Source organism: Emticicia aquatica, from assembly GCF_923079645.1.
GTDB classification, from domain to species: Bacteria; Bacteroidota; Bacteroidia; order Cytophagales; family Spirosomataceae; genus Emticicia; species Emticicia aquatica.
The window spans coordinates 205,314-231,360 of sequence record NZ_CAKLPY010000001.1 but is presented as its reverse complement, the minus strand read 5'-3'; the positions used below and the strand labels follow the sequence as shown (position 1 = coordinate 231,360).

At 34.2% G+C, this 26,047-nt stretch carries 27 protein-coding genes; 14 read left to right on the top strand and 13 right to left on the bottom strand.

The window, feature by feature from the left end; genetic code table 11:
- Nucleotides 1–81: 81 nt before the first annotated feature.
- The 3 genes from MJQ71_RS00925 to MJQ71_RS00915 all read left to right on the top strand — a co-directional run bounded on the left by MJQ71_RS00925 (nucleotide 82) and on the right by MJQ71_RS00915 (nucleotide 2,391).
- Nucleotides 82–1,233 (top strand): redoxin domain-containing protein, encoded by a 1,152-nt coding sequence (locus MJQ71_RS00925; RefSeq protein WP_238803840.1) that lies wholly within the window; start codon nucleotides 82–84, stop codon nucleotides 1,231–1,233.
- Between the two features lie 82 nt (nucleotides 1,234–1,315).
- Nucleotides 1,316–1,768 carry a response regulator transcription factor gene (locus MJQ71_RS00920; protein ID WP_238803839.1) on the top strand — a complete coding sequence of 151 codons (453 nt, stop codon included), beginning with the start codon at nucleotides 1,316–1,318 and terminating at the stop codon, nucleotides 1,766–1,768.
- Nucleotides 1,769–1,878: 110 nt separating this feature from the next.
- Nucleotides 1,879–2,391: a DUF4199 domain-containing protein gene (locus tag MJQ71_RS00915; protein ID WP_238803838.1), complete on the top strand. Its 513-nt coding sequence runs from the start codon at nucleotides 1,879–1,881 to the stop codon at nucleotides 2,389–2,391.
- 52 nt (nucleotides 2,392–2,443) lie between these two features.
- Here the strand turns inward: MJQ71_RS00915 and MJQ71_RS00910 are convergent, their stop codons facing one another.
- Nucleotides 2,444–3,415 (bottom strand): formylglycine-generating enzyme family protein, encoded by a 972-nt coding sequence (locus tag MJQ71_RS00910; RefSeq protein ID WP_238803837.1) that lies wholly within the window; start codon nucleotides 3,413–3,415, stop codon nucleotides 2,444–2,446.
- A 153-nt stretch (nucleotides 3,416–3,568) separates the two neighbouring features.
- Between MJQ71_RS00910 and MJQ71_RS00905 the strand changes: the two genes are divergently transcribed.
- The 4 genes from MJQ71_RS00905 to MJQ71_RS00890 all read left to right on the top strand — a co-directional run bounded on the left by MJQ71_RS00905 (nucleotide 3,569) and on the right by MJQ71_RS00890 (nucleotide 5,868).
- Nucleotides 3,569–4,159, top strand: a complete 591-nt coding sequence (locus MJQ71_RS00905) for a Crp/Fnr family transcriptional regulator (RefSeq protein ID WP_238803836.1) — start codon at nucleotides 3,569–3,571, stop codon at nucleotides 4,157–4,159.
- 75 nt (nucleotides 4,160–4,234) lie between these two features.
- On the top strand, nucleotides 4,235–4,666 hold the full coding sequence (locus MJQ71_RS00900) for a DUF2141 domain-containing protein (protein ID WP_238803835.1): 432 nt from the start codon (nucleotides 4,235–4,237) through the stop codon (nucleotides 4,664–4,666).
- 1 nt (nucleotide 4,667) lies between these two features.
- Nucleotides 4,668–5,102, top strand: a complete 435-nt coding sequence (locus tag MJQ71_RS00895) for an ABA4-like family protein (RefSeq protein ID WP_238803834.1) — start codon at nucleotides 4,668–4,670, stop codon at nucleotides 5,100–5,102.
- A complete protein-coding gene (locus MJQ71_RS00890) occupies nucleotides 5,086–5,868 on the top strand; it encodes a hypothetical protein (RefSeq protein WP_238803833.1) in 783 nt (260 codons plus the stop codon). Before MJQ71_RS00895 ends, MJQ71_RS00890 begins: the two co-directional genes overlap by 17 nt.
- 88 nt (nucleotides 5,869–5,956) lie before the next feature.
- On the opposite strand, the gene MJQ71_RS00885 is transcribed toward MJQ71_RS00890, so the two are convergent.
- The 7 genes from MJQ71_RS00885 to MJQ71_RS00855 form a co-directional block, all read right to left on the bottom strand.
- Complete coding sequence (locus tag MJQ71_RS00885) at nucleotides 5,957–6,556, bottom strand: DUF4136 domain-containing protein (RefSeq protein ID WP_238803832.1); 600 nt, start codon at nucleotides 6,554–6,556, stop codon at nucleotides 5,957–5,959.
- A gap of 102 nt (nucleotides 6,557–6,658) precedes the next feature.
- On the bottom strand, nucleotides 6,659–7,027 hold the full coding sequence (locus MJQ71_RS00880; RefSeq protein ID WP_238803831.1) for a hypothetical protein: 369 nt from the start codon (nucleotides 7,025–7,027) through the stop codon (nucleotides 6,659–6,661).
- A 365-nt stretch (nucleotides 7,028–7,392) separates the two neighbouring features.
- The gene (locus tag MJQ71_RS00875) at nucleotides 7,393–9,840 is read right to left on the bottom strand and encodes a bifunctional UDP-N-acetylmuramoyl-tripeptide:D-alanyl-D-alanine ligase/alanine racemase (protein ID WP_238803830.1); all 2,448 of its coding nucleotides are present in this window, start codon (nucleotides 9,838–9,840) and stop codon (nucleotides 7,393–7,395) included.
- A gap of 69 nt (nucleotides 9,841–9,909) precedes the next feature.
- Nucleotides 9,910–10,344: a hypothetical protein gene (locus tag MJQ71_RS00870; RefSeq protein WP_238803829.1), complete on the bottom strand. Its 435-nt coding sequence runs from the start codon at nucleotides 10,342–10,344 to the stop codon at nucleotides 9,910–9,912.
- Between the two features lie 28 nt (nucleotides 10,345–10,372).
- Nucleotides 10,373–10,837 (bottom strand): pantetheine-phosphate adenylyltransferase, encoded by a 465-nt coding sequence (gene coaD, locus MJQ71_RS00865; RefSeq protein WP_238803828.1) that lies wholly within the window; start codon nucleotides 10,835–10,837, stop codon nucleotides 10,373–10,375.
- Between the two features lie 30 nt (nucleotides 10,838–10,867).
- Nucleotides 10,868–11,746: a DUF3822 family protein gene (locus MJQ71_RS00860; protein WP_238803827.1), complete on the bottom strand. Its 879-nt coding sequence runs from the start codon at nucleotides 11,744–11,746 to the stop codon at nucleotides 10,868–10,870.
- Nucleotides 11,747–11,839: 93 nt separating this feature from the next.
- A complete protein-coding gene (locus tag MJQ71_RS00855) occupies nucleotides 11,840–12,316 on the bottom strand; it encodes an NUDIX domain-containing protein (protein WP_238803826.1) in 477 nt (158 codons plus the stop codon).
- A gap of 250 nt (nucleotides 12,317–12,566) precedes the next feature.
- Between MJQ71_RS00855 and MJQ71_RS00850 the strand changes: the two genes are divergently transcribed.
- Together MJQ71_RS00850 and corA are read left to right on the top strand one after the other, a co-directional pair.
- Nucleotides 12,567–13,997, top strand: coding sequence for an ATP-dependent DNA helicase (locus MJQ71_RS00850; protein WP_238803825.1), 1,431 nt, complete (start codon nucleotides 12,567–12,569; stop codon nucleotides 13,995–13,997).
- Between the two features lie 4 nt (nucleotides 13,998–14,001).
- Nucleotides 14,002–15,084 carry a magnesium/cobalt transporter CorA gene (corA, locus tag MJQ71_RS00845; RefSeq protein ID WP_238803824.1) on the top strand — a complete coding sequence of 361 codons (1,083 nt, stop codon included), beginning with the start codon at nucleotides 14,002–14,004 and terminating at the stop codon, nucleotides 15,082–15,084.
- A 2-nt stretch (nucleotides 15,085–15,086) separates the two neighbouring features.
- Here the strand turns inward: corA and MJQ71_RS00840 are convergent, their stop codons facing one another.
- Both MJQ71_RS00840 and MJQ71_RS00835 read right to left on the bottom strand, forming a co-directional pair.
- Nucleotides 15,087–16,064: a glycosyltransferase gene (locus MJQ71_RS00840; protein WP_238803823.1), complete on the bottom strand. Its 978-nt coding sequence runs from the start codon at nucleotides 16,062–16,064 to the stop codon at nucleotides 15,087–15,089.
- Between the two features lie 4 nt (nucleotides 16,065–16,068).
- Nucleotides 16,069–16,692, bottom strand: a complete 624-nt coding sequence (locus MJQ71_RS00835) for a polysaccharide deacetylase family protein (RefSeq protein ID WP_238803822.1) — start codon at nucleotides 16,690–16,692, stop codon at nucleotides 16,069–16,071.
- Nucleotides 16,693–16,827: 135 nt separating this feature from the next.
- Here MJQ71_RS00835 and MJQ71_RS00830 point away from each other — a divergent pair, with 135 nt between their 5' ends.
- Nucleotides 16,828–18,711, top strand: a complete 1,884-nt coding sequence (locus MJQ71_RS00830; RefSeq protein WP_238803821.1) for a M1 family metallopeptidase — start codon at nucleotides 16,828–16,830, stop codon at nucleotides 18,709–18,711.
- Between the two features lie 58 nt (nucleotides 18,712–18,769).
- Here MJQ71_RS00830 and MJQ71_RS00825 read toward each other — a convergent pair whose 3' ends face one another.
- Nucleotides 18,770–20,212 carry a sodium:solute symporter gene (locus tag MJQ71_RS00825; RefSeq protein ID WP_238803820.1) on the bottom strand — a complete coding sequence of 481 codons (1,443 nt, stop codon included), beginning with the start codon at nucleotides 20,210–20,212 and terminating at the stop codon, nucleotides 18,770–18,772.
- Between the two features lie 202 nt (nucleotides 20,213–20,414).
- Here MJQ71_RS00825 and MJQ71_RS00820 point away from each other — a divergent pair, with 202 nt between their 5' ends.
- From MJQ71_RS00820 to MJQ71_RS00805, 4 genes are all read left to right on the top strand, one after another.
- Nucleotides 20,415–20,708 carry an ATP-dependent Clp protease adaptor ClpS gene (locus MJQ71_RS00820; RefSeq protein ID WP_238803819.1) on the top strand — a complete coding sequence of 98 codons (294 nt, stop codon included), beginning with the start codon at nucleotides 20,415–20,417 and terminating at the stop codon, nucleotides 20,706–20,708.
- A 112-nt stretch (nucleotides 20,709–20,820) separates the two neighbouring features.
- Nucleotides 20,821–21,426: a recombination mediator RecR gene (recR, locus tag MJQ71_RS00815; RefSeq protein ID WP_238803818.1), complete on the top strand. Its 606-nt coding sequence runs from the start codon at nucleotides 20,821–20,823 to the stop codon at nucleotides 21,424–21,426.
- A gap of 52 nt (nucleotides 21,427–21,478) precedes the next feature.
- Nucleotides 21,479–22,135 carry a phosphoribosylanthranilate isomerase gene (locus tag MJQ71_RS00810; protein ID WP_238803817.1) on the top strand — a complete coding sequence of 219 codons (657 nt, stop codon included), beginning with the start codon at nucleotides 21,479–21,481 and terminating at the stop codon, nucleotides 22,133–22,135.
- Nucleotides 22,136–22,245: 110 nt separating this feature from the next.
- Entirely contained in the window at nucleotides 22,246–22,950 is a 705-nt protein-coding gene (locus MJQ71_RS00805; protein WP_290370152.1) for a superoxide dismutase, read from the top strand.
- Between the two features lie 67 nt (nucleotides 22,951–23,017).
- Here MJQ71_RS00805 and MJQ71_RS00800 read toward each other — a convergent pair whose 3' ends face one another.
- Both MJQ71_RS00800 and MJQ71_RS00795 read right to left on the bottom strand, forming a co-directional pair.
- The gene (locus MJQ71_RS00800; RefSeq protein ID WP_238803816.1) at nucleotides 23,018–23,566 is read right to left on the bottom strand and encodes a PepSY-associated TM helix domain-containing protein; all 549 of its coding nucleotides are present in this window, start codon (nucleotides 23,564–23,566) and stop codon (nucleotides 23,018–23,020) included.
- Nucleotides 23,567–23,572: 6 nt separating this feature from the next.
- The gene (locus tag MJQ71_RS00795) at nucleotides 23,573–25,942 is read right to left on the bottom strand and encodes a TonB-dependent receptor (RefSeq protein WP_238803815.1); all 2,370 of its coding nucleotides are present in this window, start codon (nucleotides 25,940–25,942) and stop codon (nucleotides 23,573–23,575) included.
- Nucleotides 25,943–26,047: the final 105 nt, after the last annotated feature.

Here is a 26,047-nt window from a genome sequence, read left to right as displayed (position 1 = left end):
AAAAGTATCACTATTTAATTAAATTTTTATATAATTTTGGCAAACAATAATCTATTTTTTCTCTATTCAACCTTACAAATAATGAAAACTCTTTTTTCAATAATAATGATTTTGGTCGGTGCATTTTGTCAAGCTCAAACCAAATTTACAGCTCGCCCTCAAGCGATTCCCCATCAAGAAACGCCAACTTTAACGATTGGCTCAAAAGCTCCAGATTTTAGATTACCTAACTATGACGGCAAATTTTATTCACTCAAAGATTTTGCTTCAGCAAAAGTTTTATTGATTGTCTTTACTTGTACTCACTGTCCAACGGCACAAGCTTACGAAGATAGAATCAAGAAAATTGTGACCGATTATAAAAGCAAAGGAGTAGCTGTGGTTGCCATTTCGCCTAACAGTCCAAATGGATTATTATTAGAAGAATTGGGTTATACTGACCTCAATGATGATTTTGACAACATGAAAGTTCGAGTCAAAGAAAAGCAATTTAATTTTCCTTATCTCTACGATGGTGACACCGAGGCGGCCTCCATTAAATATGGACCAGTAGCCACACCACACGCTTTTGTATTTGATAGTCAGCGTATTTTGCGATATAATGGCCGTCTCGATGCCATTGAAAACCCAAGTAAAGGAGCAAATGCAGAAGACCTTCGCAGGGCTTTAGATGAAGTTTTAGCGGCAAAAGAAGTAACCACTCCTGTAACTAAAACATTTGGTTGTTCAATTAAATGGGCGTGGAAAACAGAATACAACGAAAAAAACGAGAAAAACTGGCAATCTCGCCCAGTAACACTCCAAGAAATTGATACCGAAGGCATTAAAAAGCTCGTCAAAAATGATGATTCTGATAAACTACGCCTGATTAATGTTTGGGCTACTTGGTGCGGTCCATGTGTGATGGAATACCCTGATTTTCTAGACATTCATCGTATGTATGGAGCGAGAGACTTTGAGTTTGTATCTGTTTCGGCCGATAAATTAGAGAAAAAAGAAAAAGCTTTAAAATTCTTAAAAGAGAAACATTCTGGCGTAAAAAACTATATTTTTAAAGATGAAGATATTTACAAACTCATCGAAGCAATTGACCCAAAATGGAATGGAGCTTTGCCATACACACTTTTAGTCGAACCAGGAGGAAAAGTAGTTTATGGCATTCAAGGAAGCATTGACAATCAAAAAATCAAAAGAATGATAGTTGACCACCCAAAAATTGGACGTTATTTTTGATGTTTATTAAATAGATTTTATTGCACAACTTTTTTATCTTTGGTAAGAAGTTGTGTTTTTTTATTCTTTTGAAACAAAAAAATTGAATTTTCTAACTAAACATAAAGACCTTATTTTGTACGGCTTTTCTCTGGCTATTCTGTTATTTTTGTTGAAATGGATTGAACTACATTTCGTTATTATCAATCATAGTTTTGAAATTTATGTTGGTTTAATTGCCCTCTTTTTTACTGCACTCGGCATCTGGCTTGCTCTCAAACTTAACAAACCTACAATCATAGAAAAAGAGATTTTCACGAACAAAAAAGGATTTAAACTCAACGAAATTGAAGTTCAAAAACTTGGTTTGAGTAAAAGAGAGTTGGAAGTTTTACATTTAATGTCCACAGGATTGAGCAACCAAGAAATTGCCGAAAAACTATTTGTATCCTTAAATACAATTAAAACTCACGCGTCGAATCTATTTGAAAAACTAGATGTCAAACGTCGAACACAAGCCATTGAAAAAGCCAAAAGGTTGAGTTTAATTGAATAAATTGACTAATCTTTTTAGACGAAAATTAGCTCTGAAGATAAAATCACTCAAAAGTATGAGTTAAAATTATGGTAAAATTTTCAGTTTTGTCCTCTAAATAAATCATAAACATGAAAAAAATCATACTTACTAACGGCCTTATTTCAGGTACAATTATTTCAGTCTTCACGGTGTGTTCGATAGCCTATTGCTATACCTCTGGTAATTTTAACGGCAATATGTTGCTGGGTTATACTGCCATGATTTTGGCTTTTTCTCTAATTTTTGTTGGTATAAAAAATTTTCGAGATAAAGACAATAACGGTCTTATTACTTTCGGTATAGCCTTCAAAATTGGCATTTACATAACCCTTATTTCGTCTTCAATCTATGTACTTGCTTGGCTGATAGATTACTATTTTTTCATTCCTGATTTCATGGAAAAATATTCTAGCCAAATGCTTCAAAATGCCAAATCTGCTGGTGCAAATCAAGCAGAACTAACCGCAAAAGAGACAGAAATGACAGGTTATAAAGAAATGTACAAAAATCCACTTGGAGTAATTTTCTTAACTTATATGGAAATTATGCCCGTTGGACTCGTGGTATCGTTGATTAGTGCATTGATTTTGAGGAAAAAATAAAAATTGGGTTCAAAATTTTGACCCCCTTTTTCATGATTAAACCCTTTGAATATCAAGGAATATCTTTTGGTGGACGAGCAAAATAGGCTTCAATTTCTTCTTTTGAAGGCTGTTTTACTGGTCTTATCACTCTAAAGCCAAGAAATGGTGCGTCAGTCAACCACCAATCTGATTTCGGAATCTGAGGGTCACGTTGTTTCAAATCAGGGGTTGAAGTTCGGCGAGAAGCACTTCGCAATTTATCCGCATCATCGTCCCAATGCCCACCACGAATCACATGAGGATAATGGTTTGCAGGTTTAACGTAAGGATTATTACCTGCTTCGGGTTTATTATAAAAATCTGCAACATAAAGGTCAGAAGTCCATTCGGCTACATTGCCATACATATCATAAAGCCCCCAAGCATTTGGTTTTAATTGCCCAATTTTTTTGTAAGCTCCATCTGAATTATCAAAAAACCAAGCATATTCTTTCAACTTTGAAGCATCATCCCCAAAATAAAAAGTAGTTTTTGAACCAGCACGAGCCGCATATTCCCACTCAGCTTCGGTAGGAAGACGATAAAAATTACCTGTTTTGGCATAAAGCCATTTACAAAATGCACGAGCAGCAAATTGGGTAACATTGCAAACAGGAAAACCACTTTCTTTGCCTTGCCCAAACGACATTTCAACATAAGGTTGTGTCGGGCGAGCAACAATATTTACTCGATTTGTAACTTCGGCAGTGTTCTTTTCATCTTTTACCTCTAATTCTTTATTAAAAAATGTTTCATAAAGCTCCCACGTAGTTTCATATTTTGCCATCCAAAAAGCATCAATTTTTACCTTATGCTGTGGTCCTTCATCAGATTTACGGTCTTTTTCGGTCTCAGCACTTCCCATTATAAATTCTCCAGCAGGAATCGACTGCATTTCAATACCATGCTGCAAACCTGGAATATGCTCGGTATATGGTTTAAAATCATCATTGCGAAAAGCAATAAAGCTAAAAGAAAGAAGGGCTATTGTTAGTTTTTTCAAGGTTGAAAGAGTTTTTTACAAATATAACCTAAGAATGCCCTTAGAATAAAAAGATTTATAAGAAATTTCTGACCAGTGTATTTAGAAGCTAATTAGACTAATAAAAGAAATTTTATATCTTTATCAAAAAACTTAGTTAAATCAATAGTAAATTTGGAAACAGCAATTAAAACATATCTTGAATCTTACAAGCAAATTTGTAATGAAATTACTGAGGAAGAGTTGCTCTATGTAAGCAAAAAGTTAACTATTTCGGTTTTTAAACCAAAGCAATATTATCTAAGTGCAGGACAAACTCAAACTGCCATTGGCTTTGTTATTAAAGGACTTTTACGTTCGTTTTATGTCGATGAAAAAGGCAACGAAATCACGATTTCATTTATCAAAGAAAATGAGTACGCAACCGATTATGGTGCATTTATTAGACAAAAACCAAGTAAATATTATTTTCAGTGCCTCGAACCAACCGAAATTGTCAATTTACCATACTCGGAGATGCAGGCTGGATATGATTTGTATAAAAATATCGAAAGATACGGACGCTTAGTTACAGAAGAAGTTTTAGTGATGCAGCAAACCCGTTTAGAAAGTTTTCTCTTTGAAAAAGCTGAAGAACGCTACCTAAATTTTCTAAAAAGAAGTCCCGACCTTTTTAATCGAATATCACTTACGTATCTTTCATCATATTTAGGAATCGAAAGGCAATCATTAAGCAGAATACGGAAAATGATTTCCATAAAATAATTTTGTAACAAATGTGACAGCTAAATGTGTTGAGGGTTTTAGAATTTTGCAAAAGAAACATTAACATTCAAAATTATGAAACCCAATTTATTCTTTTCGTTATTATTTTTATTTTGCTTGAACGAAACAAATGCTCAATCTGCAACAGCATTTAACCTAAAAATCTCCAACTTAAAAAGTACTTCTGTCATAAGAATTGCTTTTTATAAAAAAGAAAATCAGTTTCCCGATGAAAAGAAATTTGCCTTTGCCAAAGAATTTAAACCAAACAAAATTGGGGAAGCAACACTTTCATTGACAGACATTCCTACTGGCGAATACGCCTTGGCTGTTTATCAAGATTTGAATGGCAATAAACAGCTAGATACCAATATTATTGGTTTTCCAAAAGAGCCATTCGGCTTTAGCCAAAACGTACGTCCAAAATTCTCTGCACCTGATTATGACGAATGTAAAATTTCTTATAATGCCAATAATACAAGTTTTATTATTAAACTAATCGACTAACATGAACGCATCTTCAATCTTTCAATTCGGTAATTCTTTTATTTTATTAGGTTGGATTTTACTGATTTTTGCTCCCAACTGGAAGCTTACCCAAACCATTATCTTGAATGGTATTTTAATATTGTTTTCGGTCATTTATAGCTATTTGATTTTAAAAGACATCGGAGATTTTAAAATGGATAGTTTTAGTACGCTCGCTAACGTTAAGCAGCTTTTTCAGAATGATAATGCAGTTGCAGCTGGTTGGTTTCATTACTTAACCTTTGATTTGTTTGTTGGAACTTATATTGTTAGAAAAGCCAAAGAATTAAACATTTCTCGTTGGTGGGCAACGCTCGCTTTACCGTTTACTTTTATGTTTGGCCCAATGGGTTATTTAATTTTTGTAATCATAAAAACCATTAAAACGCTCAATAGTAATGCAAATAATCAATGAAATTTATCGCAGAAATAAGCTATTAGCCAACTTCGGCACTATCAATTTATTAGCTGCTTTGCTCCTATTTTTGTACTCATTCTATAATAAAGAAGTTGTTTTAGGAGTCAATTCAATGATAAAACCAATCAAATTTGCCCTAAGTATTTGGAGTTACAGTTGGACGATGGCAATTTTACTTTTTTATGTAAATGACCAAATTAAGGTAAAAAAATATGCTTGGCTAGCAGTCATTTCATTGGGTTTTGAACAATTTGCCATCATTTCTCAAGCCATTAGAGGCCAACTTTCTCATTTTAATAACACTTCTGTTTATGGTGGAATTATTTATGCTCTAATGGGAATTTTCATTGTCGTTCTGACGATTCAAACCTTGCGAATTGCCATCACATTTATTCGCCAAAAAGAGTATTCAATCCCTATGCCTTTGGCTCTAAGTATCAAAATCGGACTCATTTATTTCGTTATTTTTAGTTTTTTTGGTGGTTACATTAGTAGCGTAAATAGGCATACTGTTGGTGCAGAAGATGGTGGAAGTGGCTTATTATTTTTAAACTGGAGTACGCTTTTTGGTGATTTGAGAGTGGCTCACTTTTTTGGGATTCATGCTTTGCAAATCATCCCACTTTTCGGTTTTTTAATCTCAAAAAAATATACTACTAATTTTTCAATTAAAGCTATTTGGGTATTTTCAATTCTTTATTTAGCCTATGTTTGCTTTACCATGATTCAAGCTTTTTTAGGAATTCCGTTTATGAAAATATAGTTTTCTAGAAATCTTTCTATATTTCACAAAAAAACAGTCTCAAGCGAGACTGTTTTTTTAATCATTAAAATCCACAAATTTCACACTTCTATTTTATCGAAATCACCTTTTCAAAGTCACTTTGATTTGCTTGAGTTCTAGTTTTATTTTGTGTTGGAAATCTCTTCAAAATGCGTTTTACTTTTTTGCTAAAAATTGCTCCAGCAAAACTCGGATTATCAATAATATCGCTCATTGAAGCTCGCCAAACCAATTGACCAGTACTAGCATCAACAACATCAATAATGAGAGTTCCATCGTCATAGTTTACAATTTCTGGACTCTCACAATAAGTATTTTGTCCTAATTCTGGCAAAAAACGTTCACCTCGATAAAAACCTGCTCCACAGACTAAATTTTGAAACTTTTGCTCTTCCACATAAATATGGAAATCAACCAAAAAATCAGGATTAATCATATTTCTTCTAAAACCTTTTTTAGCTAAACTTACGTCTATTTCCCTAACTATCAACTGATTAAGTTCAATAGAATGATAAAAAGGATGAGAAGCCTTCGTTGCCTCTAGCTTATTCCAAGCATAAGATTGATACTTTTCTATTGCTACATTTGGTTCACGTTCAACGTGTAACTTTCGTGTACAACCAAACGCCATTACGACCAAAAAACCGATAAGAAATTGCCTTTTCATGATAAAATTAATTTTATCAAATATAGCGTTCAGTCAATAGTTATTTTATGTCATAAAATAGCAAAATAAATGATTAACGTCAGCTTTAGAATACCCAATTATCTATTCTCCAATCATTGTGGTTGTATCAAGTTTCGGTTTTGAACCGAACTTAACTTCATATCCATTTTTTGTGAGCAGATTTTTTTGCTTGTAATTCTTGAATTTATCATCAGAATTAACCCCAACAATTAGCACTTTTGATTGTGGTTCGCTTAATTGAACTTTATAATTACGATGATTGACTAATGGATTTGTAGAATAATCATTAGAAAAAGTGATGCGAGCAGGTTTACTAGAAAGGTTTTTTTTTGCCAAAAGCATATTTTGCTGCTTATAATTGGCAAAATCAGGCGTTTTTTTCTGTGCAAATGCAGTGGTAGTTATCGCAAAAGCCGATAACACCACGAAGGCGTTAAGTTTATTTTTCATTTTTTCGAATAATTTTTGTTTACGTTTCTTTTAAAAACATATCAAAATTATCAATGAAATAAATCTAACGCAATTATTTATAAGTATTTGTACTCAATAAATATTTAATCTCTTTTGGCTTTCTTCTCTCTTTTTTCTTCTTTTTTCTCTTTTGCTGTTTTTAACGGTTCTTTTTTAACAGCTTTCTTTGCGTCTTGACTCTTTGCCATGATATGATTTTTTTGTTGATTAAAAATTGGGTAAAAGTAACGTTTATTTGTAGAAGAAAAATCATTAACTACTTTTTCTTCTATAAGTTTTGTTTTCTACTTATCTCAATCTTATTTATAAATTAATTTAAAACTCATTTGAAGCAATTTTATTTATTATTCTTTATAAAAAACCCGCTTCACACGCTCGCTTACACCCGTCAAAATTTCATACGTAATTGTACCAATTGAATCAGCTAAATCTCTGATTGACAAGTCTTTACCAAATATTATCACTTCATCTCCTTCTTCGCAAATAGCATCAGTTATATCAATCATAGTCATATCCATGCACACATTACCTACAACTGGGCAAGCTACTCCATTGACTAAAACTTTTCCAACTCCTTTGCTAAAACCTCTGTCAAAACCATCTGCGTAACCAATCGCAATAGTCGCAATGCGTGAATCTTTTTCTAAAATTCCTTTTCTGCTATAACCAATCGTTTCACCCGCTTTTAAGTTTTTGATTTGCGAAATAACCGTTTTCAAAGTACCTACCGTTTGTAATGATTTTTGTTCCGAACCAGTCACTTCTACGCCATAAAGCCCAATTCCAAGACGAACCATATCGAATTTTGCATCGGGAAAACGAATAATTCCTGCCGAATTACAAATATGTCTAAGCGTTTTTTGGCTATTAAGTGAAGTAATAATTTGCTTTGACATTCGGTCAAATTTTTCAATCTGAGTTTTTGAGAACGCGTTGTGTTCACTTTCATCAGCTCCAACCAAATGACTAAAAATTGAGGCAATTTCTATTTGTGGATTTTCTTTCAACAAACCAATCAGGGCTTCAATGTCTTGTTCTTCAAAGCCCAAACGGTGCATTCCTGTATCAAGTTTTAAATGTATCTTAAAAGTTGTTTCAGTCGAACTAATAAAATCGAGGTATTGATTAAGTAATTTAAAACTATAAATTTCGGGTTCTAACTTATATTCGACGAGTTTAGAAAAAGATTCTGGCTGCGGATTTAGCACCATAATAGGTAATTTAATACCATTTTGACGAAGTACAACTCCTTCATCTGTGTAGGCAACCCCCAAATAATCTACTCGATGGTATTCGAGCAAACTTGCCACTTCAGCACTGCCACTTCCATAAGCAAATGCTTTTACCATCACCATTATTTTTGTTCCTGAACCAACTTTATTTCGATAAAAATTTAGGTTATTAGTCAGAGCATCCAAATTTACTTCAAAAACAGTTCCATGAACTTTATGAATGAGGCGATTGATGATTTTTTCAAACTCAAATTTTCTCGCACCTTTTACTAAAATTAATGAGCTTTGAAGTTGATTAATTGGGTATTTTTCAAGAAACTCTTCGGTAGAATGATAAAAAACACCATTTTTAAAATATTTTTGATTGCGAGAAATGACTTCTCCAATACCAATAATTTGGTCAATTTCTTTTCCTTTTATTAAATCGCCAATGCTTTCATAAAGCTCTGTTTCCTCTAAACCAGATTGCAGTAAGTCACTTATTATCAACACTTTGCTTCGTTTTGTATGTTGCTGACTCATAAAATTCAATGCCACTGAAAGTCCTGCATAATCATTATTATACGTATCGTCAATCAAATAACAATCGTTGATTCCTTGTTTCAACTCCAAACGCATTGCAATTGGTTTGAGAGCATCTAATCGGTTTTGAATCACGTTTACGTTAATTGTTTGATGAAGCATCAAAAATATACAGTGTGTAGCATTTTCGATTGACGCATCATCAACAAACGGAATCTTAAAATCGTAGATTTTACTGTTCCACAAAATTTGTAATGTACTGTAAGAATTTAGTTTGGTGGCATTTACGTAGATTTTCGCTCCAGCTTTTCTTGACCAGCCAATAAGCTCAATTGATGGATTTACAGCTTTTAAAAGAATCCTGATTTCGTCATCAATGTCTTCATAATCTTTGCAATAAATCAGTGTTTTACTTCTTTGAAACAGACGGAGTTTTTCGGTAGCTTTTTGTTTTCGACTTCTAAAACCCTCATCGTGAGCTGAACCAATATTCGTAAAAATACCGATTGAAGGCCGAATAATTGGCTCAAGATATTCCATCTCGCCCGATTTTGAAATACCAGCTTCGAAAATTCCGAGTGTATGATTTTCATTCATTTCCCAGACTGAAAGCGGTACACCCAATTGCGAATTATAACTTCTAGGGCTTTTTACAACGCTGTCATCTTTCAACAATGCTCCTAACCATTCTTTTACAATTGTTTTTCCATTGCTTCCAGTAACGCCAATCACTGGAATATCAAATTTTTGACGATGCTCGGCAGACAAATTTTGTAAAGCACGAATAGCGTTTTCGACTAACCAAAATTTTGCTCCAACAAGCTTTGATAAGTGATTTTGAAAATCATTTGTAGCGGCCTTTTTCTCGACAACAAACTCTCTAACACCTTTTTGGTAAAGGTCGTCAATAAATTGATGTCCATCATGGTGCTCGCCTTTGATAGCAAAGAAAATGCTCTGTGCTGGTTGTGAAACAAAACGGCTATCGGTCAATAAGACGGTTGCCTCAGTAATAATAGGTTCGGAAAGAAATTTCACTTGATAGTAAAAAATTAAGGCCTCTGCCCAATCAAGGAAGAGGTTCGACGATTAGATTGGCGTGAGATTTTATAAAGCTGGCAAAAATTCCATATTAACGAACTGCCCAGCACTAATCATTTTATTATTTTCGGCTTGTAAAACCATTTTACTTTTCGATAATTCAATCACTTTGAATTTACCTTTAAAGCCCAAAATATCAATATCTAAATTCTTAACACTGTTTTCATCGGTCAAATACCAAGTTCCTGCATTCAAAATTTGCTTGGTAATTCGGTCTTTCGCTCGGGTTACGTTATCCTCACGAAATTCATAATCTAAACCAAAAAGTGCTTGAGCTTGAGAATTCAATTGATTTTGGCTCAATGTTTTTCCATCCAAATCCGAGAAACGGTCAAGTTTCCAAAAATTTGCTGAAATAATCTTTGTGGGTTCAGTTACAGTTTCGCTTTTTTTACAGCTAAAAGCAAAAAATAATATTGCAAGAAACAGTATATTTTTCATTGAATTGATTGAATGTTTAATATTGAAATTATTTTTTCTCTACCAAATCATAAGGCAGATAATCGTCAACTTTTGCTCCATATTTGTGTAATTCACGAACAATTGTTGAACTTATTGGAGCGAATTCGGGTGATGTAATCAAGAAAACGGTTTCTAAACCACCTACTAAGTGTCTATTTACTTGAGAAATTGTATTTTCGTACTCAAAATCTGTTGTATTTCGCAAGCCTCTTAAAAGGAAATTAGCCCCATAATGAATGGCTGCATTTGCCGTCAAATCATCGTAAGAAACCACTTTTACATTCGGATTTCCTTTAAAAGTTTCGTTGATTTTATCAGTCATTTCTTCCAACGAAAAATACCTTTTTTTAGCTGAATTAGTACCAATTCCGATAATTACTTCGTCAAAAAGTTTTAATCCACGCATAACTATATCGGCGTGTCCCTTTGTAAAAGGGTCGAATGAACCAGGAAAAAGAGCAACTTTTTTCATTATGTTTTTAGCTAAGTCCAAATCGACTAATTAGTACAAATAATAAGAACTAAACAACGTATAATAGCGATGCTCAGGTAAATCATCAAAATATTGACTAAAACGTAATTTTGTCGGATTTAGTGCAAATTTTATATTCGTCAGCGACTGACTCAGTTGAACGTATCTTTCTGAAAATGACGTAATTTCGCCATAAAAAAACACTGGCATATCTGTTTGTAAGCCCAGTTCATTCATCACAAAAAGTACATGATAAACCATGTCTTGCGAAGTACGAAACTGAAAACGATTACAAAAATGCAGTTTTGCATCTTTAAAATAGATAATTGTGATGTAATAATCTTCAAAATAAAGATGTAGCCCGTTGTTATTTCTATCCTGAACAATGCCTTCAATGAGCGAACCAAGCACAGGTACAGGTTCTATTTTTCTAGCTGGATACATTTCTTTAAACCACGCAATCGTATCTTTTTCTATTCCAAAAATACAAACAACGCCAAATCTACTATGTTTAAAATCGAAGATTTGTTCTCGCTCGGACACATATTTACCAGCCGCAAAATTAAGATATTTGGTGGCTTCGTTGGCTTCATAATATTCGTCAGGAATCAAAGTAAAATGATTGGCATTGACCGATAATCGAATTGTTTTCCAATAATTTGCCGCTAAAAATGGGTGTTGTTGATAAATCGTTTTGAGCGTCTTGAGTAATTGATTTTCGTTGATTAAAGAAAAAATATGGTAATCTTCCAACCACATAATTACATCATGCAAAGTATTGTGAACGGTAAAGCGAAAGCGGTCACGGCTTACTTCGATTAATAGATGGCAGTCAGCAATCTGATTAGTATCAAAGCGGTCGTCTTTTATCTCGAAACTTGGTGATATATTTGAAACTGAGTTCTCCAATCTATAAAATTTTATTTATTAGCTAAAAGCTTTGGGATTCATAAACTACGTTTAATTGTACAAGGTAAATAATAAAAAGCTAATTATTAATACCTAAAGGCTCTCTAAACCTGAAAAATCACTAATTTTTTGCCAAAACTGGTGTTTTTCGCTCAAATTTAAGCTTTTTATTTCATCAAATGACAACCAATCAACTTTTTGAATCAATTGTTCATCCAAATTCATTTCTGGGTCCTGCCCTAAAATTAGCTTTCCTGCTACTATTTTTACTGCAAAAAAAAGTTCGACTCCATGCAATGGCAATGCCACAAATTCATTCATTAACAATAATTTGCCAACTTCAATTTCCAAACCTGTTTCTTCCAAAAACTCTCTTTTGAGGGCTTCTTCCACAGTTTCTCCTATTTCAACACCACCTCCAGGTGGACTCCAAAAACTATTTTTCCCTAAAATAGCTCGGTGGGCAATCATCAAAATACGATTATTTTCAATACAAATGCCACACGCTCGCACCCTAATCCGATTACCATAAAATTGCTGAGCATTTATTTGAACATTATTTTGGGACATTTTATTGGGAATAATTAAAAATAGTTTGCAAAGATAATGAATCGAAAACGAGTGATTTAACGATTGTGTGAATGTTTTTAAAATTTAAAGGTTTATTTTGCACTCAGATTCAAGATTGAAAAACCCTAATTTAGAATGATAGATTAAAGATTTACCTTCTAAATGTATAAGTACAAATCACTAGAAAATGCTTTCTCAAAGCTTTTCTTCCACCAAAATCTTGCATCGAGCATCTCAAATCTTTCAAAAAATGGCATTAGACGAAAATATAAAACCTTCAGAGCGATTCCTTAAAAAGTTTCCGTTTACGCCAACTTTCGGGCAAGCAAAACTTTTTACGTTGATGGACGATTTCATTCTTGATGAAGAGCGGTTTCGAGATACATTTATATTGAAAGGATACGCAGGAACAGGAAAAACTACCTTTGTAAGCACGCTGATAAAAGTTTTAAAAGAATTTGGCTACAAAGCTGTGCTACTCGCCCCGACTGGTCGGGCGGCAAAAGTGATGTCGGGCTATTCAAAACGAATGGCATTGACGATTCACAAAAAAATCTATCGTCAAGTTGAAAATGCTTATACAGGTGCATTGGTTTTTGAACGCATGAAAAATACCCAAGAAGGCACGGTTTATATTGTTGATGAAGCCTCGATGATTTCGGACGAACGTGAATTTGGCACCAATAGTTTACTTCATGATTTACTAGATTTTGTATTTGAACAAGAAACTAACAAACTCATTTTGATAGGCGACGAAGCCCAACTTCCGCCAGTTGGCATGATTGTGAGTCCAGCCCTCAGTGCCGAACATTTACAAAATAGATACCACGCCACCATTACTGAACACGTGCTAACTGAAGTAATGCGACAAGGAGAAGGCTCTGGTATTTTGACAAATGCAACCGATTTAAGAAAGCAGTTAACCGAAGAAGAACCTAATATTCAATTAGTTACGAGTAAATACAAAGATTTTTATCGCATGACTGGCGATAGACTTGAAGACGGGATTCGGTATGCTTACGATAAATACGGCCGTGAAAATACGACAATCATTACTCGCTCCAATAAAAATGCGGTACAGTACAATCGTTTCATTCGTACTGCCATTAATTACTCCGAAAATGAGCTTGATTCAGGTGATATGCTGATGGTTGTTCGAAACAATTATACGGTTTTAGGTGAAGAATCGAAAGCAGGTTTTATTGCCAATGGCGATTTTGTGGAAGTCATCAAAATTCGTCGAGAAGAAGAAATGCACGGACTTCGTTTTGCCAACGTAACACTAAAATTAGTCGATTATCCAGACGAACCCGAATTCGACACAAAAATCATTTTAAATACACTTTATTCTAACGCTCCTACCCTTTCGAGCGAAGAAAACAAGCTGCTTTACGAAAGCGTTGTGAAAGATTATTTTTGGGTAAAATCCAAAAAAGAACGCCAAGATTTGCTCCGAAAAGATAGCTACCTAAATGCCCTTCAAGTAAAATTTGCTTATGCCCTCACTTGTCATAAATCGCAAGGTGGTCAATGGGATGCTGTATTTGTTGACCAAGGATATTTACCTGATGCTCAGATAGATAGTGATTTTATCCGATGGCTTTATACAGCAATTACTCGTGGGGTAAAAGAAGTTTTTTTACTAAATTTCAACAAACAATTTTTGGAAAACAAAGATTAAAACCATGCCGAAACATCATCGAAAAGTAAAAAAATACGTTCAAAAAAAAGCATTTACTTCTCCAGGAACACTTGCGTACGTTGGGAAAGAAGTACCTATTGATACGGTCGTAAAATTGGTTGAATTTAACGAAGAAATGTATCAGCAAAAAATAGTGCGAGTGATGAGCGAATGCCACCCAGATTTTAACGAAAACCATACAAATTGGTTAGATGTTGATGGCGTACATGAAGTTTCAATTATTGAGTCCATTGGGAAACATTACCATCTTCATCCGCTTTTACTTGAAGATGTATTGAATACCGAACAAAAGCCTAAACTCGAGCATTTTGGCGAACATAATATTTTTGTGATAATGAAAATGCTTCAATATAATGAGTTAATTAACGAAATAGAATCCGAGCACGTAGGCTTGGTTTTAGGGAAAAACTATGTTATTTCTTTCCAAGAAGTACATAAATCTGATGTTTTTGGAGCAATATTTGAACGTTTAAAGGCATCGGTCGGTAAAACTCGCAAAGGCAAAGCTGACTATTTATTTTATTCGCTATGCGATTTAGTTATTGATAATTATTACGTTGTAATTGAAAAATTTAGTGAAAAGCTTGAAGAATTAGAAATAAAAATCATCGAAAACCCACACCCAAATGATCAAACTTTATTGTATGAATTGCGACGTAGTTTAATGCAAATTCGTAAAGCAATTTTACCACTGCGTGATATTTTTGGAGCTCTCACCAGAGAAGATTCACAATTGATTCAACCGAGTACAAATATCTATTTGCGAGATGTTTACGACCATGTTTTACAAACACTCGAAACCATTGAATCTTACCGTGAAATGATTGAAAATATACAGAATATTTATTTAACCAGTTTGAGCAATAAAATGAATTCGGTGATGAAAACATTGACCGTTTTTACAGCTATTTTTATGCCTTTGACTTTTATTGCAGGAGTTTATGGTATGAACTTTGAAAATATGCCCGAGCTTCGCAACCCTCATGGCTACTTCTATACACTCGGAAGCATGGTAATTATTGGCATTGTTTTTTGGGTTTATTTTAAGTGGAAAAAATACGTTTAAACTCAATAATATCTGCCTTTCCAAACTAATTTTGTTGGTAAAATATACGCAATTAACTGCAAAAACCAAAAAACATACATATAAAGTGTATATGCTGGAATGTATTTTAACAAGCTTTTTTGCTCTAAAACTTTAAAAATTTGATTACCTAAAAAAAGATTTGCTATCAGATTAATCATGAAAATAGAAAGAGGTATTTTCCAAGAATAAAAGCTGATAATCAACAAAATAGGTAATAAAAAACCTTGAATCAGAGCTGGAATTATCAGAATTGACCTCGTTGAAATGCCGCCCGACACCCAACGTTTGCGTTGTTCAAAATAATTTTCTGGCGGCTTTGTAACTGTCATCACCGAAGGTTTGAAAACTTGATAAAAACCATATTTACAATCAATTACAGCTTTATATAAAGCATAATCTTCTACAATCGAAAAACCTATCTTCTCATAACCACCCGTTGCACGATACGCTTCTGCCAAAACCATCATATTATTTCCCATCCCCGTCGAAGGAATCTTAAATTCAGTCATTCTTTTCATTAAATATAAGGCAAAAAACCACTCGATAGCTTGGCAAGCCTCAAACCAATTTTTGTTTTTGACAAGCGTAATTCCAACCACAACGCCTGCATCTTTTGTTGCATCCAACATTTCTTCAATCCATCGTTTGGGAACTTCAATATCAGCATCAGTAAAAAAGAAATATTCACCTTTTGCAAGATGAGCCAATTGAGCCAAAACATTAGATTTTCCTTGTAATTCAGCAACTTTTTCTTCAATATTTATGAGTTGAATATATGGATTTTCGACAACAAAATCTTGAATAATCGCAGCAGTTTTATCGCTCGAAGCATCATTCCCAATCAAAATTTGCAGTTTATCTTTCGGATAAGTCAATTGGTTTAAAGATCGAAGTAAATCAAAGATATTGTTCTCTTCATTTCGAGCCGCAATCAAAATACTTACGCTTGGATAAAACATATTTTTATAGTTTAGAAAACTGAAATCCTTCAGCCAAAAAATGCTCTAAAAATCTCGGTAAAGCATAAGACATATTTGTATTTGCCTTAATACTGTCATGGAAAAGTACAATTGAACCCGCTTCTGTATATTGTATTGTTTTCTTTAAAACTCGTTCTGGCGAAAGATTTTGCGAGAAATCCCCACTTAAGACATCCCACATAATTATGTCATAATTAGGCCGCAAAATTTGAGCTTGACTTCGTTTGATTCGGCCGTAAGGTGGTCGAAAAAGTTGCGTTTTATGGTTCCTCCTTAATATTTCATCAGCACATTTAGCAACATTTTTGAGATAAACTTCATCTTCGTTTGCCCAGCCTTTCAAATGATTAAATGTATGATTTCCGATAGAATGCCCTTCATCAATCAACTTTTGAAAAATAGCAGGATGTTTACTTATATTGTCACCAATGCAAAAAAAAGTGGCTTTTGCTTCATATTTTGCTAATGTTTCAAGCACAAATTCAGTAATTTCTGGAATTGGGCCATCGTCAAAAGTGAGATAAATCTTCTTTTCATGCGGCGATTTTCTCCAAACAAAATTTGGATACAAAGTTCGCATCACGAAGTTGGTTTTGTGCAAAAACATAGAAAATGATTTTTCTGTAAAAGTCCGAAATTTTACTCAAAAACTAACATTTATTCATAAATTGCAAAAAATAAATGAGGTCTATCAACTATTTATGCCAATTACAAACTGACATTTTTTGTGTTTAAAAATATGATGAAAAAATATTTTTTTTTAACAATTTCAACGCTTTTTCTGCTCGTAAGTAAGGCTCAAAAGCTGCCTTTGAGCAACCACATAGCTAATTATGATATTTCAGTGAAGCTTGATGCAGTCAAACATACGCTCGAAGGAAAAGAAACCCTCGTTTGGAAAAACACTTCGCCTGATAATATTTCTGAGTTGCAATTTCATTTGTATCTGAATGCCTTCAAGGACAATAATTCGACATTTATGAAGGAATCGAGTGGGCGTTTGCGAGGGGATAAAATGGATAAAACCGCCAAAGAAAATTTTGGTTCAATCAATATCCTTTCAATGCGTTTACGTGGCGGTGAAAATCTGTCAAAAAAAATAACATTTATCCAACCCGATGATTTGAATGAAAAAGACCAAACCGTCATTAGTGTTGCTTTGAGTAAACCGCTCAAACCTAACGAAACGATTACGCTTGATATTAATTTCAAGGCAAAATTACCCAAGATATTTGCCCGAACAGGTTTTGCAGGCGATTATCATTTGGTTGGACAATGGTTTCCAAAAATCGGAGTTTATGAATCGACGGGTATGCGTTATGCCCAACAAGGTCAGTGGAATTGTCATCAGTTTCACGCTCATAGCGAGTTTTATGCCGATTTTGGTAATTATAAAATTGATATGACCATTCCAAAAAACTTTATTTTGGCCGCAACTGGTGTTTTTCAAAATGAAAAAATCAATCAAGATAATACCAAAACCATCAGTTATAAAGCCGAAGATGTGCATGATTTTGCATGGACGGTTTCGCCTAAATTTATTGTAACCGAACGTCAGTGGAAACATGTCAAAATCAAGGCAGTTATGCAGCCCGAACACAGTAGTTCTACCGAACGTTATTTTCAGTCGGCCATTGTTGCATTAGAATATTTTCAGAAACATTTAGGAAAATATCCACATTCGGTTCTGACTTTGGTTGACCCGCCTTTGGCAGGAGCAGGTTCGTCAGGAATGGAATATCCGACCTTTATCACTTGCGGAGAAACTTTTTGGGGAATTCCAACGGGCTTAAGGCTTCCTGAAGTTGTTACGATTCATGAATTTGGGCATCAATATTTTCAAGGAATGTTGGCTTCAAATGAGTTTGAAGAATCGTTTCTTGATGAAGGATTTAACCAATATTATGAAGGCAGAATTATGGACGAAAGCTACGGAAAAGGCTCAATTATGAACATTTTTGGCTATAAAATGAATGATATTGAGTCTTCGAGAGCATCGTACGTTGGCATGGATAATATAAAAATTTCAGAGATTTTTCGTGAATCGTGGAAATATCCAAAAGGTGCTTATAGTGTGTTGACTTACACAAAAACTGCCATAATGCTAAAAACTTTGGAAAACCTTCTCGGAAGAGATATTATGGACGAAATAATGCAAACTTATTTTATTCGTTGGCGTTTTAAGCATCCTGCGGTTACAGATTTTATTACTATTGTGAATGAAATCGCTCCAAAACGCACCAATAATAAATATGGAACAAACCTAAATTGGTATTTTGAGCAAACGCTTTACAAAGCTCCAGATTGCGATTATGCTGTGACCGAAATTAAAGGCAATAACTGCAAAATTGAAAGATTGGGAGAAATGATTTTACCAACTGAGATATTAATAAAATTTTCCGATGGGAAAGAAAAATTAATCAATTGGAATGGCAAGAATAAGGCAAAAACCTACGAATTTGAGAAGCCTATTCATTCAGTAATTATTGACCCTAATAATAAAATTTTACTCGATTTAAACCTCAATAACAATAGTCAAACCATTGAGCCGTCATCATTAGTCTTTACAAAATATGCCCTAAAGTTTATGTTTTGGTTACAAAATTTAATGGTTTGGTTGGGATAAAAAACAAAAGAAGCCTGTTTTAGTGCAAAAACAGGCTTCTTCTATGATTTATTAACTATTACGCTGCTTTCTTTGATAGCATCCAAAGACCTACAAAAGTAATAAAACCATTGAGCATTAATTTCGAGAAACCAAATTCAAAATCGAGATTAGCTTTCGTAAATTCTTCAATTGCATAAGTAAGAAAAGGCGATGCAACACATACAAAAGGCACAAATTTATCTACTAACGGCCGTTTCAAATAAAGGCCAAAAGCGAAAAGTCCAAGCAATGGCCCATAAGTATATCCTGCAATACTAAATACCGCTGAAATGACTTCTTGACTATTTAATGCCCTAAAAATAATGATTACGACAATAAATACGACCGTAAACCCAATATGAACATAGTGTTTCAGGCGTTGTCTTTTGGTTTCTTCGTAGTTTTCGATATTCAAAAAATCAACACAAAAAGATGTTGTAAGAGCAGTCAATGCCGAATCTGAACTAGCGTAAGTAGCAGCTGTAATTCCAAGCAAAAACGTTACCGCAGCCAATGTTCCAAACTGATTTCCGAGAGCCAATGATGGGTACAAGTCATCGGTTTTTGCTGGAATTGGCAAACCCATTTTTTCTGAATAAATATACAAAAGCACACCTAAACTCAGAAAAAGCAAATTGACAAAAACCAGAACAACATAAAACCAAAACATATTTTTTTGAGCTTCGCCGATACTTTTGCAAGTCAGGTTTTTTTGCATCAAATCTTGGTCAAGACCCGTCATAACGATTGCAATAAATGCTCCAGACAAGAAATCTTTCACGAAATGATGTTTATTTGCCCAGTCCCAAACGAATATTTTTGAATATTGGCTATCTCGAACGGTTGTAAACAAATCGCCCGCACCAAGACCTAATTGTTTACTAATCAAGTATATAGTTAAAACGAGAGCCGTTAATAAAAAAAATGTTTGTAGCGTATCTGTAATAATAATCGTTTTAACACCACCTTTGAAAGTATAGACAAAAATCAAACCCATTGCAATAAAAACAGTTATTTCAAAAGGCACGCCTAGTGAGTCAAAAATAGCCAATTGTAATACTTGAACGGCTACATACATTCTTACGGCTGAACCAATTGTACGAGAAAGCAAGAAAAAAGCCGAGCCAGTTTTATAAGACCAAAAACCAAAACGTTTTTCTAAATAACCATAAATCGAAATTAAGTTTAAACGATAATACAATGGCATCAAAATGGTAGCAATAACCCAGTAGCCAACGGCGTATCCGAGCACCACTTGAAAATAAGAAAATTGAATTTTGCCGACTGCACCTGGCACAGAAACGAACGTAACGCCCGAAATTGATGTTCCAATCATACCGAAAGCCACTAAATACCAAGGCGATTGGCGATTGGCCGTAAAAAAAGTATTAGTATCAGCCCCTTTGGCTGTGTAAAACGAAATGGCAATCAGCACTAAAAAGTAAATTACTAAAATTGTTAAGGCAAGGGTTGATGTCATAAATGTTTAAGGTTTAAAATCTTGTCCAAATATCAAAACTTTTTTTTCGATAACAAAACTACACTTTCACAAGAATGAATTATCTTAGCATGAAAATTTGACTTTTAAGATTTTTTAACTGACAAAAATAATTCATTAAGTACCTTATTATCAGATTTTTAATAAAAACTAACTACGAAAATTTGTGCAAAAATTCAGACAAATGACAACGTTACCAAGTCCAGAAATTGAGGTTATTGAAGAGATTGTAGAAGACCTCGCCAATATTAAATTATGGGAATTAGTCGTTTTCAATGATGAGGTAAACACATTCGACCACGTCATTTCTACTTTGATTGATGTTTGCCAACATTCACCCGAACAAGCCGAGCAATGTACCCTAATTATCCATTATAAAGGCAAATGCGGAGTAAAATCTGGCGATTTTGAAGAGTTAGCCGCTATGCGAAATGAAATTTGTCGTCGAGAGATTTCTGCTGAAATTATGCTCAAATAATTAATATTTTGTTACAATTTAGGGCCAGGATTCGAGTCCCTGCGTCTCCACAGTGATAATCAATCATAGAAAAAAACTATCATCCATCGTCTGTGGATAGTACCTAAAAAGAATGAATTTTCCTTCAAAATTAATAGAAGAAGCAGTAATAGAAATATCAAAGCTACCAGGAATTGGCAAAAAATCGGCTTTGCGATTAGCTTTGCATTTACTCAAAAGAGATGAAACTCAAACTCAGCTACTGGCCGATGCTTTGATAACGATGCGAACAAAAACTACCTTTTGTCGCAAATGCCACAATATATCCGATGCTGAACTTTGTTTGATTTGCACCTCACCTCGACGAGATGCCTCAGTACTTTGTATTGTGGAAGATACGCGTGATGTGCTAGCTATCGAAAATACTGCTCAATATCGTGGACTTTACCATATTTTAGGTGGAATAATCTCACCTTTAATGGGAATTGGCCCAAATGATTTGAATATAGAATCGTTAATAAATCGAATGGAACAAGAGCCAGAAATCCAAGAGGTTATTTTGGCACTCAGCCCAACAATGGAAGGCGATACTACTGCTTTTTATTTACAGAAAAAACTCAAACCATTCAATAAAAAAATCAGCACAATTGCTCGTGGAATACCAATTGGTGGCGACTTAGAATATGCCGACGAAGTTACGCTTGGTCGTAGTATTTTGAGTAGAATTGCATACGAGTAAAGCCTTCAATTTTCTTTAAAATAAAATTAAGGATAATTTTCAAGATAATATAATGACAACCCCTCGTGTAAAAATTTGCTGTATTAGTTCGCCTTTAGAAGCAAAACAAGCCATTAGCTACGGAGCGTCGGCATTAGGTTTAGTTGCCAAAATGCCAAGTGGCCCTGGCCCTATTTCGGATGAGTTAATTAATGAAATTATCCGAACAATACCTCCACCAATCGCTTCGTTTTTACTCACTAGCCGCACCGATACACATGAAATAATTGAGCATCAGAAATCGGTTCATTCTAATGTTATACAAATTGTTGATGCCTTAAAATCAGGCAATTATGAGGATTTCAGAATAGCTATTCCAACAATAAAAATTGTCCAAGTAATTCATGTAATTGACGAAAAAACACTCGATGAGGCTCTAGAAATTGCAGAAAAAGTTGATGCTCTTTTGCTCGACTCAGGCAATCCAAATTTGGCAATAAAAGAACTCGGAGGCACAGGGAGAGTACATAATTGGGCCATTAGCCGACAAATAGTCGAACAATCAAAAATACCTGTTTTTTTAGCAGGTGGATTAAAGGCCGAAAACGTAAGAGCCGCGATTGATGCCGTTCAACCTTATGGTTTGGACTTGTGTAGCGGTGTTCGTACCGATGGCAAATTAGACCCTTATAAATTAGAAGCGTTTTTTAATGAAGTTAATCGGGTTTAAGTTATAAATTAGATTAAATTTTTATCTAAATTCAATTTTTATAGCATTAGACCTGTTTAAAATAGTAGATTTGTAAAGTTTAGAAATAACATACTTTTTCATACAAACCCATGAACAGAAAAGATTTTATCAAAGCCTTTATAGGAAGTGCCTTCGCTTTTAAATTGAGCGATACTTTTGCAAGCAAAGCCCCTTTTTTTGAAGGAATGCACACGCTTGCTCCGCTCCCTTATGCCAATGATGCCCTCGAACCGCACATTGACAAATTGACAATGGAAATTCATCATGACCGCCATCACAAAGCTTACGTTGATAACCTAAACAAAGTTATTGCGGGAACTGACATGGAAAAACTTTCCATTGACCAATTATTAAAAGACATCAGCAAATATCCAACGGCAGTTAGAAACAATGGTGGTGGGCATTGGAATCACACATTTTTCTGGCAAATAATGGGGCCAAATGCTGGTGGAGTACCATCAGGCAAACTTGCAGAAGCAATTACGGCCACTTTTGGTAGTTTCGATAATTTAAAAACTGAGTTTACCAAAGCAGCAACTACTCGTTTTGGTTCGGGTTGGGCTTGGTTGATGGTTACACCAGACAAAAAATTGAAAATCGTTTCTACCGCTAATCAAGATAATCCATTGATGGATATAGCTGCCGACAAAGGAACGCCTGTCTTGGCTCTTGATGTATGGGAACACGCTTATTATTTGAAATATCAAAACAAACGTGCCGATTATGTAGCTGCTTTCTGGAATGTGGTAAATTGGAGCAAAGTAAACGAAAATTTTGAAGCTGCAATGAAATAATAGATGCTTTAAATAAATGGTAAAAAAGGCTCATTTCATGTAGAAATGAGCCTTTTTTACTAGAATTTTATGCTAAAACAAATAAGAAAATCAATGGAAAAACAATGCCTGCAATCGCCAATTTCCATCCTCTTGATTTGAAACTAAACTTCCCTCTCGGAAACATCATCGCTCCTGTAATGGCAATAAATATTAATCCTAAAGCAAAAATATCCGAATAATAAATCCACCAAATGGATGTGTCTTTGTGCAATTGGTTCATTTGAGCAATCAATGGCGTTTTCTTGAAAGTGACAACTTCGCCCTTTCCTGATTTAATATCAATCTCTACGTCGTGTTTTTCATAAGAGATTTTGAGTTCTCCTTTTTTAATCGAATTGCGACGAAATTTATCTTTGAAACCCAATTCTTTTGTTAGATTCTTGGCGAAATCTTCAGTAATCTCTTGCTCATTTTGAGGCAACTTTACATGAATCGGTCTAATTTCGACTGTATATTTTTCAGGATGCCAAGTTTGACGATGATTTTGGAGAATTCCAGAAATTGAAAAAGAAACAATTAAACCAATAAAAAAATACCCAAAATCTCGATGCAAACTTCTAATATTAAATTGCATGGTTAATTAAAATTTTAATGATAAAGTTGCTAAAAAATTTCGTGGTGCAATCGGATTTACGCTATTGTCGTCATGAACATTATAGCTATAAACATTAAAAATATTAGCCAATTTTCCTCGAAGTGAGATATTTTTATAAGTATAGCCCACAGTTGCATCAATTTGGGTGTATGCGTCAATATGGATTAATTTATAGCTGTCATTGGCAACTTGCACTCTTGTGCTACGTCCAGCTTGACGATTTCCAAAATATAAACTCGTTAAGCCAACATTTAAACCTTTTAGTTTTCCTTCCGAAACGGTATAATTAGCACTTAAATTTGCTGTGTGATTAGGGTTATATTTCAACAAACTTCCAACGATATACGTATTTGATTTTGTGTATCTGGTTTCGTTGTAGCTGTATCCTGCAATTACAGACAAATTTTTAATCGGACGAGCAATAAAATCTACTTCAACTCCTTTGCTCGTTACTTCTCCAACTAATTCTTTAATATTTGCATTAGTATTGCCATTTGCTAAAGAAATCTGAGCCAGATTACTATTTATTATTTGATAAGCCGTTACATTCAACGAGAGTTTACTATCAATTAATTGATTTTTAATACCTATTTCAAATTGGTCAATCAACGATGGTTTCAAGGCATTTCCGTTGATATCAACACCTGTATTAAGTGTAAATGAATTTGAATAACTACCAAACAACGAAATATTTTTATTTGGTTGAATAACCAAACCTAATCTTGGAGAAAAAGCTCCATCGAAAGCCACGCTGTTGGTTGTTATTTTAGTTGAATATGTCAAAACATTACTTCCTGTCTGTTGATAACTATATCTTACACCCGCCAAAAACTTGATATTTTTAGTCAAACCAATTAAATCTTGTACATAAACGCCAACTCTACTGACTGGCGAAGTTGTCAATGTTGCTGCCGAGAGTGTCGGAATATCGGTTCTGATTTTATACGTTTTTGTGCCAAAAATATTAACTGTATCGTAGCGAGACAATTGCGTATAACCTGTAGTTTTGGTTTCAAATTGGTCTGTATCCATTCCAAAAAGCAATTGGTGATTGATATTTCCTGTATTAAATTTACCTGTCAAATCGAGCTGAGCTAAATAATAATTATCTGCCACTTGGTTACGTTGAATATTACGAATCCACATTCCATCTTTCGATATAAAAGTTCCAGTATTTGGTCGAGTATTGGCAAATAAATCTGTCGAATAATTACGATAAGCTCCTGTAAATGTTAGTTTCCAATTTTCCGAAAAATTGTGTGTAACAGTTGCCGAAGTAGAAAGTTGTTGTGCTTTATAGTTACTCCAAGCCACACCTAGAAAACGTTCGCGTGGAAGTTCAACCACTTCATAATTGATAATTCCTGCTCCAAAATCAGGTGTTCGTTCGTCGTTTGAATAATCTGCTTCAAGTAAAACTTCGGTTTTTTTGCCAATTTTAAATAATAATGAAGGATTTACATAAAAACGCTCTGAACTTACTCCTACTCTAAAACTATTGGCTTTTTCGTAAGAAGCATTTAATCGATACGCCACTTTTTGTTTTTTGCCAATACCTCCAAAAATATCAACTGTGGGCTTCAAAAGTCCAAAACTTCCTAATCTCATGCTGATTTCACCACCAAATTCAAATTTAGGTTTTTTCGTTACCAAATTAATTATTCCACCTGCTGCCACATTACCAAACAATATCGCCGAACTCCCTTTCATTACTTCCACTTTCTCAACATTGCTCAAATCGCTTAGCATACCATTGAAATAACGTACGCCATTTTTGAAAGTATTTGAGCTACCAAACGAAAATCCACGCCCTGCAATTTCTTCTTGATAACCGCCCGTTGTTCCCATAATATATATGCCATTCGTGTTTACCAGCACATCACTCATATTTCTAACTTGCTGATTATCAAGAATTTGCCTATCGACAACGGCAATACTTTGAGGCAAATCCATTGGTTTAATAGCTATTTTTCCAACGGATGCCACTTTTTCATTGGCATTTATATAGCCTTTTACCACTATTTCCTTCAATAATTCGCTATTTTCAAAAAGCTCTAAGCTAATAATTGTCATTTTATCTGCTTCAATTTTAATCTTTTTTTCTAAAGTCTTGAATCCTATAAATGAAGCAACCAATGTATATGTATTGGGCTTGATGTTGTTTATTATAAATTCACCTTTTTCATTGGTCGCTGTGCCTTTATTAATTTCCTTCAATCGAATCGAAACAAATTCCACAGCTTGCTCTTCTCCGTTGGTTACATTTCCTCTTAATTGACCAAAACTAGCATTCGACGTTTGTCCAAAAGCAAAACAGCTCGTCATTAGCAAAAAAATGTAGATTAAATTTTTCATAGTTGTATATATTATTTGGCTTAATTAATTTTTATTTAGACTAATTTTAAATAATATCACAAATGTAATAGCCATTTAGAATCATTCCAAATAAAAGTAAAAATA

What these genes read in the sequence shown, in the direction of transcription:
- MJQ71_RS00925 (WP_238803840.1), top strand. Translation starts at nt 82, where the DNA reads ATGAAAACTCTTTTTTCAATAATAATGATTTTGGTCGGTGCATTTTGT.
- MJQ71_RS00915 (WP_238803838.1), top strand. Translation starts at nt 1,879, where the DNA reads ATGAAAAAAATCATACTTACTAACGGCCTTATTTCAGGTACAATTATT.
- MJQ71_RS00900 (WP_238803835.1), top strand. Translation starts at nt 4,235, where the DNA reads ATGAAACCCAATTTATTCTTTTCGTTATTATTTTTATTTTGCTTGAAC.
- MJQ71_RS00895 (WP_238803834.1), top strand. Translation starts at nt 4,668, where the DNA reads ATGAACGCATCTTCAATCTTTCAATTCGGTAATTCTTTTATTTTATTA.
- MJQ71_RS00890 (WP_238803833.1), top strand. Translation starts at nt 5,086, where the DNA reads ATGCAAATAATCAATGAAATTTATCGCAGAAATAAGCTATTAGCCAAC.
- MJQ71_RS00885 (WP_238803832.1), bottom strand. Translation starts at nt 6,556, where the DNA reads ATGAAAAGGCAATTTCTTATCGGTTTTTTGGTCGTAATGGCGTTTGGT.
- MJQ71_RS00880 (WP_238803831.1), bottom strand. Translation starts at nt 7,027, where the DNA reads ATGAAAAATAAACTTAACGCCTTCGTGGTGTTATCGGCTTTTGCGATA.
- MJQ71_RS00870 (WP_238803829.1), bottom strand. Translation starts at nt 10,344, where the DNA reads ATGAAAAATATACTGTTTCTTGCAATATTATTTTTTGCTTTTAGCTGT.
- coaD (WP_238803828.1), bottom strand. Translation starts at nt 10,837, where the DNA reads ATGAAAAAAGTTGCTCTTTTTCCTGGTTCATTCGACCCTTTTACAAAG.
- MJQ71_RS00855 (WP_238803826.1), bottom strand. Translation starts at nt 12,316, where the DNA reads ATGTCCCAAAATAATGTTCAAATAAATGCTCAGCAATTTTATGGTAAT.
- MJQ71_RS00850 (WP_238803825.1), top strand. Translation starts at nt 12,567, where the DNA reads ATGGCATTAGACGAAAATATAAAACCTTCAGAGCGATTCCTTAAAAAG.
- corA (WP_238803824.1), top strand. Translation starts at nt 14,002, where the DNA reads ATGCCGAAACATCATCGAAAAGTAAAAAAATACGTTCAAAAAAAAGCA.
- MJQ71_RS00840 (WP_238803823.1), bottom strand. Translation starts at nt 16,064, where the DNA reads ATGTTTTATCCAAGCGTAAGTATTTTGATTGCGGCTCGAAATGAAGAG.
- MJQ71_RS00835 (WP_238803822.1), bottom strand. Translation starts at nt 16,692, where the DNA reads ATGTTTTTGCACAAAACCAACTTCGTGATGCGAACTTTGTATCCAAAT.
- MJQ71_RS00830 (WP_238803821.1), top strand. Translation starts at nt 16,828, where the DNA reads ATGAAAAAATATTTTTTTTTAACAATTTCAACGCTTTTTCTGCTCGTA.
- MJQ71_RS00825 (WP_238803820.1), bottom strand. Translation starts at nt 20,212, where the DNA reads ATGACATCAACCCTTGCCTTAACAATTTTAGTAATTTACTTTTTAGTG.
- MJQ71_RS00820 (WP_238803819.1), top strand. Translation starts at nt 20,415, where the DNA reads ATGACAACGTTACCAAGTCCAGAAATTGAGGTTATTGAAGAGATTGTA.
- recR (WP_238803818.1), top strand. Translation starts at nt 20,821, where the DNA reads ATGAATTTTCCTTCAAAATTAATAGAAGAAGCAGTAATAGAAATATCA.
- MJQ71_RS00810 (WP_238803817.1), top strand. Translation starts at nt 21,479, where the DNA reads ATGACAACCCCTCGTGTAAAAATTTGCTGTATTAGTTCGCCTTTAGAA.
- MJQ71_RS00805 (WP_290370152.1), top strand. Translation starts at nt 22,246, where the DNA reads ATGAACAGAAAAGATTTTATCAAAGCCTTTATAGGAAGTGCCTTCGCT.
- MJQ71_RS00800 (WP_238803816.1), bottom strand. Translation starts at nt 23,566, where the DNA reads ATGCAATTTAATATTAGAAGTTTGCATCGAGATTTTGGGTATTTTTTT.
- MJQ71_RS00795 (WP_238803815.1), bottom strand. Translation starts at nt 25,942, where the DNA reads ATGAAAAATTTAATCTACATTTTTTTGCTAATGACGAGCTGTTTTGCT.